The organism is Actinophytocola sediminis, from assembly GCF_054779715.1.
Genome location: NZ_BAAGXS010000058.1, coordinates 1 through 17,152 on the forward strand (window position 1 = coordinate 1; position 17,152 = coordinate 17,152).

The 17,152-nt window shown below is 67.3% G+C and carries 5 protein-coding genes; 2 read left to right on the plus strand and 3 right to left on the minus strand.

What is annotated here, in order from left to right:
* Window positions 1–8,295, minus strand: an 8,295-nt coding sequence (locus ACYVIP_RS29160) for a LamG-like jellyroll fold domain-containing protein (protein WP_460402044.1), incomplete at its 3' end; no start/stop codon positions are given.
* A 304-nt stretch (window positions 8,296–8,599) separates the two neighbouring features.
* Here ACYVIP_RS29160 and ACYVIP_RS29165 point away from each other — a divergent pair.
* A complete protein-coding gene (locus ACYVIP_RS29165; RefSeq protein WP_460402046.1) occupies window positions 8,600–10,483 on the plus strand; it encodes a tachylectin-related carbohydrate-binding protein in 1,884 nt (627 codons plus the stop codon).
* 128 nt (window positions 10,484–10,611) lie between these two features.
* Complete coding sequence (locus tag ACYVIP_RS29170) at window positions 10,612–12,192, plus strand: hypothetical protein (protein ID WP_460402048.1); 1,581 nt, start codon at window positions 10,612–10,614, stop codon at window positions 12,190–12,192.
* A gap of 221 nt (window positions 12,193–12,413) precedes the next feature.
* Here ACYVIP_RS29170 and ACYVIP_RS29175 read toward each other — a convergent pair whose 3' ends face one another.
* Window positions 12,414–12,629, minus strand: a complete 216-nt coding sequence (locus ACYVIP_RS29175; RefSeq protein ID WP_460402050.1) for a hypothetical protein — start codon at window positions 12,627–12,629, stop codon at window positions 12,414–12,416.
* 469 nt (window positions 12,630–13,098) lie between these two features.
* Complete coding sequence (locus tag ACYVIP_RS29180) at window positions 13,099–17,091, minus strand: nSTAND1 domain-containing NTPase (RefSeq protein ID WP_460402052.1); 3,993 nt, start codon at window positions 17,089–17,091, stop codon at window positions 13,099–13,101.
* Window positions 17,092–17,152: the final 61 nt, after the last annotated feature.

Consider the following 17,152-nt stretch of genomic DNA (forward strand, 5'->3'; position numbering starts at 1 on the left):
CGGCTCGGTTGGCCGCTCGGGCGGCGATGGCTGGGTCGGGGCGGGGCGCGCTGGCACCACCACGGCCGATTCTTCCACCGCCTGTGCTGAAGGAGCCTCCGCCGGAGCCGGACCATCCACCGGCTGTGCCGGACGGGCCAGTCCCGCCCGCCGCGCATGAGGCGAACATTCGATCCGCGGGGCAGCAGCCGAACGCCTTCTTCTCGGACGGCACCGGTGAACCGCAACCAGAGCTGTCTGGAAGTCCTCCGAGGCCAGATCCGGCTCCGCCTGGAGGTTCATCCCAGATGTACGGAATCTGGCAGAGAAAACCGCCTGGGTTNGGTTCGAGGCGCTGGACGGACTGGTGGGGAGATCGATGCTGTCCCTGCTGGTAAAGGTGCCGGCCGTGGGGTCATACCAGCGGGCGGTCATGTTGACGTCGCCGGTATCGGGGTCGGCGTAGTCGCCCTGGTAGCCGATCGGGCGCTCGGTTCCGCTGCTGTCGACCCGTTTACCGAAGGGGTCGAACTCGGCCGTGTCATTCATCGTGATGTCGTACGCGGTGGGGTCGAAGCCGGCGATCACGTCACCATGCCGGTCGGCGAGGGTCATCCGCGTCTCGGCGCCACTGCGCAGGGCCTGAAGCTCACCGGCGGGACCACGGCTGAACGCCGTGCCGCCGTCACTGGCGAGCTCGTTACTCGCCCCGGCGTAGGAGAACTGCTGGCCGTTGCGGCTGGTGACCCGGTCCAGCGCGTCGTAGGCGTACTGGGTCAGGCCCTGATTGACCAGCCGGTCGAACGAGTCGAAGGCGTAGGTCTCGCCGCCCGGAGCGGAGGCGAGAGTGCCGCGCGGGGTATAGCTGTAGCTTCTCGATCCGTCCCTGACTAGCCGGTTGCGTTCGTCGAACATGGATTGGACACCAGCGGTGGATGTGCGGTTGCCTGCGGCGTCCCAGGTGTAGAGCGTGGTCTGCTCCGGGGCGTCATCGACGTCCAGCGGCTGGTTGATCCATGTGGTCAGCCGGTCGGCGTCGTCGTAGCGGTAGGTGTTGGACGCGGCGCCGGCATGTCCGAGGACCCCTTTGCTGACGAGCCGGTCCTTCTTGTCGTACGAGTAGACCACCGTCGCGGCGGCGAACGAAGCCGAACGAGTCGGGGCCTCAGTGGTCTCCCAGTCGGTGAGCTCGTCCATGGTGAGCCGGCCGAGGTTGTCGTAGGTGAACCCGCGCTGGAGGCCGCCGCTGATGCCGTAGTCGATCGTGGCGGGCAGCCCGGTCTCGTCGTAGGTGTAGGTCTGAGTGACGCCGGTGATGCCGTCCTGGACTGTGCTGAGGCGGGCGTTGGCGTAGCCGTAGGTGGCGGTGCCGGACCCGTCGGTGCGGCTGGTGAGGTTGCCGTCCTGGTCGTAGCCGTAGCTGGTGTTGCTGGACGGACCTGTGGTGGTGAGCAGGGCGCCGCGGTCGTTGTAGGTGAAGGAGTTCGTCCCGCCGGGCGCGCCGCTGGTGACGAGCCGCCCGAGCAGGTCGTGATCGTAGACGCGTTCGGCTGTGGGGGCTTCGGCGCCGGTGCCGGTCTCGCGGGTGAGCTGGCCCAGCAGGTCGACGGTGCGAGTGTTGCGGACACCACCCGGGACGGTGACGGTCACCGGGTTCGCGTCAGTGTCGTAGCTGGTGGTCCAGGTGCGATCGGCGGCCGCGGGGTGGGCGGTGGTGGTGGGTTCGATGGTCGACTCGGGCAGGCCCCACGTGTTGGTGGTGTAGCGGGTGGTGTTGCCGCGGCCGTCGGTGAAGCGGGTGAGGTTTCCAGCGGCGTCGTAGCCGAACGAGGTGGTGAGGGACTCGGTGTCCGAAACAGGTTCGACTTGTTGGGTGACCTGATTGAGACCGTCGTAGGTGTAACGGATGACCTTCAGTCTCGGGTCAGTGGCGGTGGTGAGGTTCCCGGCGGGGTCGTAGCCGAACTGGCTGCTCCGCAGCAAAGCCCCCGCAGGGCCATGGTCATTGACGCTGGCGAGGCGGCCGGCGAGGTCGAACGCGGCACGCTGGGTGCGGCCGGCTTCGTCGGCGGTGCGGATCTGGCGGCCGGAGCGGTCGTAGCCGAGCTGGGTGTCCACTCCGGAGGGGTCGGTGACCTTGGTGGGTTGGTTGAGGGTGTCGTAGGTGAAGGTGGTGGTCGCGCCGGAGGGTGCGGCGGCGGTGAGGAGGTTGCTGGCGTCGTCGTAGGTGTAGGTGCTGGTGTAGGTGCCTGGGGTGGGGTGGCGTTCGAGTTGGCTGGACGTCTCGAGGCGGGCGAGCGGGTCGTAGGTGTGCTCGGTGCGGGCGCCGGTGGGATCGGTGACCGAGAGCAGTTCGCCGGTACGGGTGTAGGTGTAGTCCCACACTCCCCCCGGCTCGCCGGGATTGTCGGCGTGTGGGTCGGTTTGGCGGACCAGGCGGCCGAGTTGGTCGTAGGTGTAACGGGTCACCGCTCCGCGTGGGCTCGTCGACTCGGTGACCCGACCCAGGCCGTCGTAGGTCAGCGTCGAGTTCGCGGTGATCGGGTCGCTGGCGCCGGGTGGGGTGTAGTCCGGCGAGGTGGTGGTGACGAGGTGGCCGAGGCGGTCGTACGCGGAGCGCCACGTGTTGTCGTTGGCGTCAGTGGTGTGCGTGACGTCGCCGAACGCGTCATAACCGGCGACGGTTTCGGGACGTGTGGTGGTCGGTGTCGAGCCGGTGTCGACGACGACCGGCGGGGCCGCCGACCGCACGGGGCGGCCCAGTTCGTCGTAGGCGGTGGCGGTGGTGAACGTGGCCGGATCGGCGCCCGAGACATTGCCGCGCGGGTCGGTGATCGACGTGAGGAGATTGCGTTGGTCGTAGCCGAACGTGGTAGTGAGGGATTCGGTTCCGGAGTGGACGGTTTCGCTGATCTGCCGGCCGGCGGGGTCGTAGCCGTAATCGACGATCTCGGCGACCGCCAGATCACCAGGGGTGCCGGTGTTGGACTCCTTGCCGGTCATCTGCACCTGGGTGACGTTCCCGGCGAGGTCGTAGGCCAGTTGAGTGCGGCGGGCGAGCCCGTCGGGGTCGGCGATGGTGGCGGTGCGGCGGCCGACGGCGTCGTACTCGAACGCGGCGGCCCGCCCGCCCGCGGTGGTTTCGCGGGTCAGGTTACCGGCGTTGTCGTAGGCCTTCTGCGACAACGCGAACTGGCGGGGGTTACCGTCGGCGTCGGTAAGTCCCTCGGCGTAGACGTTGGCCGGTAGGCCGTCGGTGAAGTAGGTGTAGCGCTGGGTGCGGCCCATCGCGTCGGTGCTGCGGACGAGTCGGCCGGCGAGGTCGTAGGCGTAGGAGGCGAGCACCAGGTACTCGTTCTCCAACTCGACGCCCTCGGGGTCGCCGTTCCAGCCACGGAGACGCACTTCGGCGATCTTGTTGCGAGCGGTGTAGGCGTAGTCGTAGCCGACGCCGCTCGGGTCGACCATGCTGGTGCGGTTGCCGAAGTGGTCGTAGCCGTAGCTGGTCTCGTTGCCCTCGGCGTCGGTGACTTGGATGACCCGGTTGTGGTCGTCGTAGAGCAAGGTGGCGGCACGGGTGTCGGCGCGCCCGGACAGGTCCACGGCTTCCACCGAGGTGGGGTTGCCGTCCGCGTCGTAGGTCGTGGTGGTGCGCAGGGTGCTGGTCTGCCCGGTGACCTCGTTGGTGGTCTCGGGCGCGGTTCGCACGGTGGGGCGGGACAGCTTGTCGTAGGCGACGGTGGTGGTGACGCCGGCGGGGTGCTCGGTGGAGATCTGGGTGGTGGAGGTGCGGCGGCCGAGAGTGTCGTAGCCGAGGCGGGTGATCAGGCCGGTGGGGGTGGTGATCTGCGCGAGGTCGCCGTTGGAGAAGTAGGCGTAGCGGGTGACGGCCTGACGCGGGTCGGTGCTGGTGAGCACGAGGCCGGCGGGGGTGTTTCCGCCTCCGTAGGCGGCGGTGGTGTCGGTGGTGTAGGTGTGGCGGACGACGGCGCCGTCGGGGGTGGTTTGGGTTTCCAGGTCACCTCGGGTGGTGTAGGTATAGCGGGTCAGGTAGCGGTTGTCGGTGGGGCCGCTGGAGCGGCCGTCCCTGGTGGCGGTGACCTTGTCCAGCCGGGGGTCGGTCAGGTTGGTCCCCGCCGGGGTGTACTCGAAGTGCGTGGTTTGGCAGTTGAGCAGACCCTGACGGCAGGTGGTGCGGGAGAGCACGTTGCTGCGGTCGTCGTGTTTAAGGGTGACCGAGTTGCCGTTCTCGTCGGTGATCGTGCTCTTCTTGTCCGCGTCGTCGTAGCCGAAGGTTCGGGCGCCCTGGAACTCGACCGGTGGGAACGAGCCGGGGCCGCCGCCGATCGGCACCTCGCAGAACGGCGGTTCGCCGGGCGGGGGCGGGCATTCGGGGTCCGGGGTGGGCACGGTGTCGTCGGGTGGCGGCTCGTCCTCGGGGCGAGTCGTGGTGCCCAGTGGGGACAGGTAACCCAGGATCCGTCCGCGGAGCGGGTCGTACTCGTAGAAGTGTGCGCGGCCGGCGGGGTCGTTCACCCGGACGGTGCGAATGAGGTTGTCGGTGTCGCCGGTGATGGCCGGGGCGGCGAGGACCCAGGTGCCGCCGTTGCGGTCGGTGTACTCGGCGAGCCGGTCGCGGTCGGTGTCGTAGGTCATCTCCGCGGCGGTTTTGCCGCTGGGCAGGACGGTTTTGGTCATCTGGTCCGCGGTAGCGCGCGCGGTGAAGTGGGTGCGCACCGACGGCAGGCCCATCGCGTGTTGATAGACCGCGACCTCGTCGAGGAGTCCGGAGAACACGCTGGTTTTCGCGGTCCCCCACTGCGGCCACGACGCGACCGTCTCGGTGTGCGCGGCGCCCACCTGGGAGAAGGTGTGCGCGCTGTGATCGACCACGCCGGGACGGGTGCTCACGGCCACGCCGTCCAGGAACAGCGTCTGCCGGGTCAGCGTGCTGGACAGCACCACGTGATGCCACCGGTCGTCGGTGACCGGAGTATCGGCGGAAAGCGGTTGAATCTGCCCGTCCCAGAACTGGCCGCGCAGCTGGCCGTCGACCCCGATGTACAGCACCGGCACCGAGTTGGGCTGTGGAGTGCCCGGCGGGGTAGCCTCCGCGCCGAACAGCGCTCCGCCGGTGGTGGTCTTGAACCACATCTCGATCGAGAGCTCACGGCTCTTCTTCACCAAACCGTTGGGCAGCGCCACCATCGACGTGGTGCCGTTGAACGACGCCGCGGTGTCCCCCGCGCCGGTGACCACCCCGGCCTCGCCGAGGCCGACGTTGGAGTAGGTCGCCTTGTCCGCGCCCAGGTTCAGGCCGATCTGGCTGAAGGCGTCGGTGCCCTCGGTCTCCCCGAAACGCCAGTAGGCGTCCGGTTTGGAGTCCACGATCGTGCTCCGGTAGTGCGAACCCGAGGTGTACTCGTACCGGGTGCAGCTATCGGTCGGGTCGCACACCGAGGTGAGCCGGTCGCCGTCGTAGGTGTAGGTCCACGTCAACGGTTGCCCGTCGACCGGGTCGGTGCTGACCGTTGCGATGTGGTCCCCGCTCCATGTGACGTGCAGGGCGCGGCCGCTGGTGCGGTTGGTGACGGTCGCGAGCCGTCCGTCGGTGCCGTAGGTGAAGGCGATCGACCGGCCGGCGTTGTCGTAGACCTGGGACGGCCGCCCGTCGGGCCGGAACACGTACAGGGAACCGGACTTGTCCGTCAGGGTCCATCCGCCGCCCTCCACGGCGGAGCGGGGGACGAGGGTCGCGAAACGGCCGACCGGTGGCACCAGCGCACCGCCCGTGGGTTGGCCGCTCGCGTCGAGGTTCGCACCGAACCGGGCCTGCCGCCCATCCGGGTAGGTGAGCACGACGTTGCCCGACCAGTTGTCGTCCGGGGTGATCCGCATGTCCCACTGGCTCGACCAACCAGCGCCGAACACGGAGTCCCGCCGCGGGTCGAGACTGTTGTAGGTCCGCACGACCGACAGCTGGGGTCCGACGGTGGACACCGTCGCGTCGACCGCGCTCGCGGTGTAGTTGCCCACCTGCGGATCGAACTCACCGGACCGTCCGCCGTCCGGGGCGTCGCCCAGGTGCGCGGTGATCTCCGGCTGTGGCACGTTGGTGAACATTGTGCTGAACGGCAACGCGGGGTTCTCGGTCGTGCCGTCGAAGGCGAACACGCGCCACTGGTAGGTCTTGCTCCACTGCAACCGACCGACCGGGACGGTCCATGTGGGATTCGCCCGGCGGCCGGAGTCGAAACAGCCGACGTTCCCCGTCGGTGTCTTCTCGCAGATCTCGAACCGGTACTGCAACGAGGCGTTCGGCGGGGCGTCGACATCCACCGCTTTCGCCCAGAACGTCGGGGTGAGCGACGGGGTGGAGTATCCGTTGGGTGGGTACTGTTCCTTGATCGCCGGCGGCACGTCGAGCACCCGCAGGGCAAGCACGGCGGGCGGGACCTGATAGTCGGTGAACACCGGACCACCGCGGCGCATCATCGTGAACTCGAACCGGTAAGTGCCCGGCGGAGTCGGCTGGATCGTCGAGTCGACCGTGACCGATCCGCCGCGGGCGACGTTGTGCGGCAGCGAAGCCGCTTCCGCCCAGCCCTTGTAGGTGCCTCGCGAGTCGAAATAGCGGTAGGCCACCCGGTAGCCGTCCGTGGTCCAGGTGCTGGCGCCACCGTTGGTAATCTTCAGCCGGACCTTGCCGGCCTGGGTGCGGGTCACCGGTGGATTCGGCACGGGGTTCACGAACTTGTAGGTGGCGTAAAACGGCGAGTGCGTCACCGACAACCGCGGCGGGTTCGCACTGCCCGCCGGAACGAACCTCTTCCAGCCGAACACATCGCTGGCCGACGCTCGCACCGTGAACCCGTAGTTGGGCTGGCCGTTGGCCCAGGCCTGCACCAGATTCCGCCCGGCCACACCGAGGTTGGTGACCCGCGTCGCCGTCGGACACGGAGAACTGGTCTGTCCACTCGGGATATAGCCATAGGCGAACTTGTCGCTGACCAACGCCGCGCCGTGCGACGGCCCGGGGTAGGTGTTCCCCGGACCAGCACTCCAGTCCTCGGTGACCCCGTGCACCGTCATCGGACGCGGGTTGCACGACCACGAGTGCCAGTTCCGCAAAGCCAACTGTGCCCCGAAGATCTTGTTGTGGCGCAGCGTGTCCTCCACATTGGCGAACTTGATGTAGCTCGCCGCGGTGTAGGTGCCGCCAGAGTCCCGCGAGACACCGATCTTCAGCTCGTCGGTCTTGCTGAAGTTCGAACCGTCGCTGTTGCGCTGCACGTACATGCTCGACGAGGCCGGCCGAACATCGACCGGCGGATCGACCGTCACCGGGTAGACCCGCGCGGGGTCGTCCAACCACGCCGAGTCGAGCGTGACCCGCACCGCCGTGCCACCCTGGTGCGCCACCAGCTCGTACTTCACCCCATAGGACGTCGTGTACTCGCCGATACGATCGTTGAAGAGCGAGTCGTTCATGAAACCGCGAGGGATCCGCGCGCGCACCGCGCCCTTCCGGTCGCGGAACACGACCTCACCGTCCACCATGGACGCGCTGAGACCTGTGAGGTGCAGCGGGAACAACCAGGTGCGCGGCGCCTGGGGAGAGCGCAGGATCATGCGTTCCTTCAGACCGGTCGCGGTCACCTCGAGCGCCAGATCCGACTCGGGTCGCACCCGCGGATAGGTGATCACGCTGCCGTCGACCGTGCCCGGCACCACGGACGCCCCGTCAAGGCCGAACTCGACCCGATGTCCCGCGTCCAGGTCCAGCCGCGCCAGCGGACCCGCGCCCGTCGTCTCGGTCGTCCACACACCCAACGAGTTCGCCGCCCCCCGGAAACCCGTCTCCGCGCCGACGAGGCGGGTGTCGATCGGTGCCCACGAGCCGTCGGATCGCTTGTAGTGCACCGGTTCCTGACTGAACTCGGTCGTCTGCGTCCCGTCAGCGTTGTCGAACGTGCGCCGGGTGGCGTCCCGCAGTTCGGGCACCTCACGACTCGTCGCCGCGTCGAACCCCCGCACCTCGGCCGCCTCCGGGGTGCCCACGGTCGCGACGTTGCGCGCGGCAGGAGCCGACTGCCCCTTGATCGGCGGGTACTTCGACTGCTCGGAACGGGGCTCTGCCCGGTTCCCGCCCTTGCCCTCCTCGTGCGACAGCCCTGCGGCGTCCCCCCACTCCTGCTCGGGACCGTGCGCCGGGCTGCCGACCAGACGGCTCCCAATCGGATAGCTCGCCGGCCCCAACAACGAGGCAATCATCGCCAAGCCGACCAGCAGGACAATCGCACGCCGCATCGCCATGTCGACAACTCATACAGGGCCACGACCAGCGAAGACAACGAAAATCAACCAGACGGCCTAGTAGGAAAATGTTACACCACAGCCCCGTGATGTGGTTCACATTCACCGCCGATTGACGTTACGTCGCACGGAAAACACACTTGCTGGGCGGCGACAGGACCGTCGCATGATTCCATTCCGCGTTCGCCGGAGTACGTCGGGGACGGCTGACCGGGGACGGCAGGAGGAATTCGTCGTGCACCGCAGAAATCGTCGCCGGGCACTGGTCACCGTTGTTGCCGTCGGAGCACTAGTCGCCTCGCTGGTGAGCCCTGCGACCGCGGCTCAGGCGCCTGCCGAGTCCTCCACGCTGCAGTGCGCGGCGAGCGTCCCGATGTTCCGGGTCTCCCCCACCGGCGGCAACATGTACCTGTACCACCATCTCGAACCGGAGAACGGCACCAACTCGTGGTCACCAACCATGCCGAAGATCGGCGGCCCAGGCTGGGACCTCGGCCGCCCGGTCGCCGCCCCCGACGGCGTCGTCTACTTAGCGTTCAACGACGGGAACCTGCGCCGCTACCGGTGGAACGGAACCAGCTGGGACGTCTTCGACGGTGCCTGGTTCAAGACCATCGCGACCGGCGGCTGGAACCGTTACCTCACCGCCGAGTACCGCGACCGCATCACCGTCGACACCGAAGGCCACATCTACACCGTCGAACCGGACGGCGACCTGCACTGGCGCTCTCACAACGCGGCAACCGGCCAGATGCAGCACCGTGTCATCGGTACCGGCTGGAGCGACTACAACCTGATCGCCGCGGCCGGCCGCGGCATCATCTTCGCCCGCAGCACCGCCGGACTCCTCTACCGCTTCCGCTACCACGCGGACTCGGACCGGTGGATCCAGCACGCCAAACACGTCGGCACCGGCTGGCAGGTCTACGACCAGGTCTTCTCCGGCGGCGGCGAGGTCGTCTACGGCATGCGCCGCGACATCGCGCCGAACGGGGCCCTCTACTGGTACCGCTATGACGAGAACACCCAGGCCTGGATCTCCAACATCCCGCGCTCACTCGGCCCCGGCTGGCTCGACCTGACCACCACCGCCTACCCCGACGCCTGCCAACGAGTGGGAACCAGCGTGCCCGCCCGCCCCACCGTGCCCGTCGAGCCCCACCCGCCCGTGACCCTGCTGCTCAGCACCAACGAACACCTCCACCTGTCCTACATCGACCCCACCGGCCTCGGCGTCTACGGCGAGATCGCCTCCCTCGACGGACCCAACGGTCTCGCCGGCATCCCCGGCTTCACCGGCGTCGCCGGAACCACCAGCACCGGCGAGAACGCCGACGGACGTATCCAGATCCTCGCCAACGGCAGCGACTCCGAGCACCGCGCGAGCATCCAGGACCAGGCCGGAGGCATCTGGACCGGCACCATCGACTACGGCGGCTACCTCTCCACCACCGCCACCACCGCCCGACTCACCAACAACACCCTCGTCGCCTGCGCCCAGGACGGAACCGGGGCACTCTGGTGCCGCAACCAACTCAACATCAACCGCGCCTTCTCCGCCTGGCGAGCCGTCACCGACCCCACCCCCGCGACGCTGTCCCTCACCCGCCTCACCCTCGTTCCCGAAGGCGACGACGCCCGCGTGTTCGCCCTCGGCGCCGACGGCAAGTACCGGACCGCCGTGTACGACATCCAGACCAACACGATGAGCGCCTGGCAGAACCTCGGCGGAACCACAACCTTCGCCGGCACCGTCTCCGCCGTGACCCTGGCCGACGGCAAACGCCAACTCTTCGCCACCGACACCACCGGAACCGTCCGCACCCAACGCGAAACAGACACCGGCTTCCCCGGAACCTGGACCGCCCTCCCGACCATCATCGCGGCTGGTAGCCCGTCGGCCACCATGGGACACGACGGCGCCATCAAGCTCGTCACCCGCACAGCCGACAACAAGATCCACTTCAGCGTGCAACAGGCACCCGGATCAGACACCTTCACCCCGTGGGCACTCGTGTCCAACGACCCCACGACCAGCGATCCCACCGTGCAAGCGATGCCAGCCGAGAACACCTGGGTTGTCTCCTGGATCGACGACGCCAACACCCCCCGACTGGTTCGCGCCGCCCCACCAGCCGCCCGCACCACATCCGCGTTCGTCGAAGTTCCCCTCACCCTCGAGCCGTGACACATGTCCCCGTTGGCCTGTCCCCGTGCGATCGGCGACAGGCCAACGGGGCACAACCGCAACGCACGCTGAGTGATAGGTTGCGCCAGTTCCGTCGGGGACCGAACACTCACTCAAGTTGGGACTCAGTGACCATCACCTCGGCGTCGTCGGCCGTGCCGGCGTCTGACACCGACCCGTCCGGCAGACCAGCCAGAACCTGGCTGTGGATCACCGCCGGACTCGGGATCCTGTTCCTCCTCGGGGTGCGCGCGGCCTGGTTCTTCACCATCGACGACGCCTACATCACCTTCCGCTACTCCCTCAACCTCGCCAACGGCGACGGGGCGGTGTGGAACGTCGGCGAGGACCCGGTCGAGGGCTTCACCAACTTCCTCTGGATGGTCTGGCACACCCCGTTCGTGTGGCTCGGGATCGGGCTACCCACCGTCGCCAAACTCACCTCCCTCGCAGCGGGCGCCCTCGCTCTGGCCATGCTCGTCCGTTACAGCTGGCAACGCTTCGGAACACTCTCCGCGCTGGTCGCCGGCGGGGCGTTCGTCGTGTTCCTCCCCACCTACTTCCACCTCACCGGCGGCCTCGAAACCGTCGCGTTCGCCGCGCTCGTCCTGCGCATCGTCATCATCGCGCTGCACACCAACGACGGCCGCGACACCCGCACCTGGGAACTACCGCTGCTGGTGGTCCTCGCCGGCATGCTCCGACCCGAAGGCGTCCTCGCCGCCGCCCCCGCCTTCCTCTGCTGGATCTGGGCACACCGCACCAACCGCCGCGCCCGGCTCCACACCGGCGCCGCCGTCATCCTCGGGCTGGGCTACTTCCTGTGGCGCTACCTCTACTACGGCCACCTGTTCCCCAACACCTTCTACGTCAAGTTCGGCAACCTCGACGCCGGCACCACCTGGCTCCAGACCACCGCCCCCGCACTCGCCCCGCTGCTCGTGCTGACCCTGCTCCTCGTGGCACGCAAGCAAACCCGAACGGCAGGCGTCCTGCTCACAGCCACCGTCGCCACCACCTACATCACCTACTTCGTCTCCGGCCCCAGCATGGACTACGTCCACCGCTTCGCCTTCCACGCCTACCCACTGCTCTGCCTCGGAGCCGGACTCGCCGCCGGCGCCCTCCGACCCCGCCTACTCGCCGCCGGCGCCGGCGCGGTCGCCGTTGGCTGGGTCGCGGTCACCGGCGTCCAACCCGCCGACCTCCCCACCGTCGTCAACTACGGACCCGACCTCCAACGCGCCCACGTAGCCATCGGCAAAGGCCTCGCCAACGCCGACATCCCCACCGAACACCGCACCGTCGCCCTCCACGACGCCGGCGCCACCCCCTACTACAGCGGCTGGAACACCATCGACTACATCGGCCTCAACGACGAACCCATCGCCCACGGAGCCGACCCCACCGCCCGCGTCACCAACACCCGACCCACCGTGTTCATCGTGCGAGGACTCACCCGCGCCGTCCCCGCATCCGCCTACCTCGTCGACATCACCCAAGCCACCCAAGGCTACGAACACCTCGCCACCATCCCCATGCGCGCCAACTACCACATGCACGTCTTCGCGCGCCCCGAATGGGCCGACCACATCCGCGGACCACTCCTCACCGAAACCAACCACGCACAACGCACCTACGACCCCGGCCGACTCGAACTCACCTTCGACCGCTGGCTCGACCGACTCCGCAACGAACTACCCTGGTAGATCGACCTTCCACACCATCAACACGACCGCACAAGCGACCGCGACCCGCCAGGGAAGCGAACAAGGGCCAGCAGTTCCGCCCAGGGTGGCAGTAGCGGCCCTCGTCCAATGCCACAACCCGATCCGCAGCGACGGTGATCGCCGTAAACAAAGTCGAAGGCGTGCTCCACAGCTGAGTCGAACTCGACCGGCGCATCGAACTCGAACCGCGATGTGGCGATCTACCGCAGTTCAGCGCGGCCCACGTCGAGGGTGAAGCTCAGGCGGTGGATCAGGGTGAGCTGTGCGCCCACGTCCAAGGGGATGAATTCGGTCTGCTGGTCAGTGATCGCGATGCCGTCGGCGAGCGCTTCGGGGCCCGGGATCATCTTGGGTGCGGCGCTCCACGTCGACCAAGCGAGTTCAGCCGCCCTGTTCGGTGCGACCAGGTCGAGCACACCGGCGCTGTCGCCCCCACGGTTTGGGGCGGGCCGCGCGATGCCGCCCCAACGGGAGCTACTCGGGCGCGGCCAAACCAAACGACGACTCGATCACCAGGCTGCCGGTGGGAAACCGCTGGTCAGCCCTGTTCCCATCCTTTAGTACTCCCGCCAGGGACTCGAACCTGCGACATCATGGTTGTGGGTCGGGCCCAGACGTTGGCGTCCCAAATTTGACACGGCCGAGTTTCAACTCGACCTCGGTACCGCACTCGTTGGACTCGGGAATCCGGGTTCGTCGCCGTAGCTGGGTGCTCCATTGACACACGCTTAGGAGTACTGCGGAGCCTGTGGTGGCGAATTGGCTGGTCGCGGCCTGACGGGTTGGGGTCGGGCTGGGAAATCGTAGGCGTGTCAAGGGAAGATGGTCGAGTCGCTGGGCTGTCTACCGGTGGCAGACAGCGGGGGCGTGCTGATCGCGGCCAGGTCAGCATGGTGGCTGGTAGGACAACCCGGGAAAGTAAGTGTCCCATTCGGCCTGGGTGATGTCGTGTCGGATGTTGTGGCAGATGCGGGTGGCCGCGCGTTCGGGGTCGATTTCCCAGAGTCGTGCGGTGCCGTCAGCGCTGCCGGAGATAAGTGTGTGGTCGTCGCGGAAACGTATCCATTCGGCGACTTCGCGGTGGCCGACGAGAGTGCCAAGAGAGCTGGGATTACGGGGATCAGTGAGATCCCAGAGGTGGATGGAGCCGTCGAGACCGCCGCTGGCCAGCGTCTTTCCGTCAGGGCTGAAGGCTATCGACATCGTTCCTCTGAGTTGGTCGGGGATCTTCCCGATGAGAGCGAGCTCGGTCGGGTCGCTGGTGTCCCACAGTGTCGCCTCCCGCCCGGTTCCGGCGACGGCCAGGATGCGCGCGTCCGGGCTGAACACCACCGGCACGACGTCGTGACCGGTCCTGATGACGTCGAGGGTGCGTGGGTCACGTGGGTCGGTGACGTCCCAGAGTCTGGCTGTATCATCGGCGTTTCCCGAGACCAGGATCATCCGGCCGGAGCTGTTTTCGCTGATGGCCAACGTGTTGACGAAATCACCGACACCGGTGATCGGGCTCAGCCGCGCGGGGTCGGTCGGATCGGTGACGTCCCAGAGCTCGATCGTCGCATCTGAACCGCCCGCGGCCACGGTGCGGCCGTCGGGTGAGAACGCCACGGAGGTCAGCGAGACAGCGCTGGTGAGCGTGATGAGGACTTTGGGATCACTGTGGTTGGTGATGTTCCACAACTTCACAGTCCGGTCAGTGCTGGCGGTGGCGAGCAGGTTCCCGTCTGGGCTGAACGCAACCGCCTGGACTTCGTCGTCGTGGTCGCGGAGAGTGGCCAGCCTCCTCATCCGGTTCGAGTTGGTGACCTCCCACAGGCTGGCGGTGTGGTCAGCGCTGGCAGTCGCCAGAATCCGCCTGCTCGGGTCGAGCGCCACGAAAAAAATGGGGGCGGGGTGTGCGGCGATGAGTGGCGGCGGCATGTCCCACAGCCGGATGGTGTGATCCGCGCTGCCGGTGACCACGGTCTGCCCGTCCGGACTGAAGTGGACCGAGCTGATGCCTGAGGTGTGGCCGGGATGGCTGGTCATGACGAACGGCTCGCGCGGGTTGGTGACGTCCCACAGCCGCAGTACGCTGTCCCAGGAGCCCGTGGCAAGTGTGCGCCCATCCGGGCTGAACGCGACGCTGGGGACGGGCAGAGAAGTTACTCCGCCGAGGACCGACAGCTCGGTCGCGTTCGCCGGATCAGTGACGTCCCACAGTCGGGCGGTCGTGTCGAAACTGCCGCTGGCCAGGGTTCGCCCGTCTTGGCTGAAGACCAGTGACCGAACCGCGCCCGTGTGGCCGTCGACGGTGTCCAACGCGTGTGTGGCCTGCGGGGTGCTGACATCCCACAACCGCACGAGACAGTCGTCGCCGCCGCTGGCCATGGTGCGCCCGTCAGGGCTGAAAGCGACGGCGAGCACGTTGCCACTGCGGGGGGACAGGGTGCGGACGCGCGACGGCCGGTGAGGATCGGACACGTTCCACAGTTGTATGGTCTGATCCCCACCCACGGTCGCCATGAGATGTCCGTCCGGGCTGAAGGCGATGGCGAACACCGCGCCTGTGTGTCCGGGGAACTCGGCCTGTTTCTGTGGCTGGTTGAGGTCCGTGATGTCCCACAGCCGTACCAGGCCGTCCTCGGTTCCGGCCGCGAGAAGCCGGCTGGACCGACCGTGCCCGAAGGCCAGCGACCAGACGATGCCAGCCTTGTCGAGCAGTACCCTCGGTCCGGTCGGGCTGTGCGGATCGGCCGCACCCCACAGCCGGACGGAGCCGTCCTTGCCGCTGCTGGCCACCACACGTCCGTCGGAACTGTAGGCGACCTTTTCGATGATGTTGGTGTGACCGGTGAGTGGGACTGCGAATGTGTCGGCAGCCAGGCTGAGCAGGCTGCCCCTGGCCTCGATTGTGGGGCTGATTCGGTAGGCGGCCAGGCTGATCTGGGTCGCCAGCGGGGGGTCGTTGCGGTGCTCCCGCGTCGCGGCGCCCGCGGCCTGACGGGAGGTCTCGACGTCACGAAGTTTGAACGCGGCCCTGGCGCTGACGAGGACACCAATGCTGGCCACGATGGCGACCACCAGGACGGTGGTGAGTCCGGCGACGAGTTGGCGTAGCCGCCGGACCCGGCGTCGGGCGGCGGCCTGCTCGTCCTGTTCATGCTGGATGGACGCCGCGAGGAAACGCTGAACCAGCGGTGGGATCTCGGTGGGTCGGATGAGACGCTGTTCCCATTCCCGCGCGGTGGCGAGGCGGCCTCCTCGATAGAGACCAGCGTCGTCCTCCCCGTCGCGCTCCCAAGCTTCGGCTGCCTCTCTGAGCTGTTGGCCGGTGAGTAACCCGCTGCGGTCGGCCGTGATCCAGCCCGCCAGCCGCGGCCAGGCGCGGATCAGAGCCTCGTGGATGACTTCCACCGTGTTGCGGTCCAGCGCGTCCTTGCCGGCGACTACGAGCCGTTTGTTGATCAGGTCCTTGAGCACGGTGAACGAGGCGTCCGGGTCAGGCGCCTCGTTGATCAGCGATTCGCGTTCGACGATGCGGCGGGTATCCTCCGTTCCGTCACCCACTTTGATCATCTGCAACAACACGTACCGGATCGCATCCTGCTGCGCCTTGTTACAGCTCAGGTAGATCGTTTCCGCGGTCGTGGCGATCGCGGAGTTGATGCGGCCACCGTTGTGGTAGCCAGCGTGGGTCAACGTATTGTGGTCGCGGTTGTCACAAGTTGTCCTCAACGCGTGGGCGAGCAGGGGAAGCCGGCGTGGGTCGTAACTGGGCACGTCATCCCCGGTCACGGCGTCGCGATAGAGATCGCTCAGAATGGTCTTTACCAGTCCGGGTTCCACCGTCAGTCCCACGGCTTTGGCTGGTCCCAGCACGGCGGCTGTCAGTTCGTAATAGGTCATCGGGCCGATTATCATCTGGCTGTCCTGCATTGCCGTCAGTAGTTCGGGGTAGGCAGCGCAACGCCCGTCAAAGTCGGCGCGAAGCCCCAGCACCACCAGCGCTGGCGGTGACTGTGCGCTCGTGCCGTCGGCCGCGAGGCACAGCGCCTGGATGAAGGCACGCCGCTCGTGCTCGTCCTTACAGAGCGTGAACACCTCTTCGAACTGGTCGACCACGATGACCATACGGGTGTGCGGCGGTGTGAGTGCCGCACGGAGTGCGTCGGTGAGGCTCACTGGCTTGGCAAGCATGCGCTTGGCAAGCCTGCACTCGGCCCGCAAGCGCTCGGCCCTCTGTGTCGGCGCCGCACCTGTCCTGTCTAGGAGCCGGGCCGCCAACGTGCTGCATGGTCGAGCTGTGGGAGTGAGCAGAAGATGCTGCCACAGCTTCGCGTCGTCTCGGGGCACCCTGTCCTTCAGATGGGGCAGTAGGCCCGCACGGAGCAGCGACGACTTACCTGCTCCGGACGGTGCGCGGAGAACGACCAACCCGGTTCCCTCGGCTGCGTCCGCTACCTTGCCCGCGAGATGATCAAGGGCCGCATTACGACCGAAGAACCATTCGTGCTGCTCGAACGTGAAGGAGGCCAAACCGGGATAGGGACAGAGATCGATCCTTGGATCGACTCGGGCGGCACGGCTGCTGGACGCGGCCTGTCCGAACGCTCGGGTAAGGAACGCATGGTCGTCGCGCCATTGTTTGAGCAGGTGGTCCTGCTGCGGCATGCGCAGTTTCTTGCTCTGGCCGATCTCCACACAGGCGATCACGAAGGCTCTGATGCGATCCCACTTCGGGGGTTGCTTGAGGTTCCCGTTGAGCATGCTTGAGACGGTCTGCTCCACGAGCCATTTTTTGTCTTTTGCTTCTAGTTCGGCCAGCGTCGGATCGCCGGCCTGTGCGAGCAACTGATTGAGCCGGTCAATGAACTGAGCCTGTAGATCCGACCCCACTCGCCGCGACCCCCTCGTGGCTTCTCCCGAGTTCTCTCGCTTCCCCGATCGGGAACTGTAG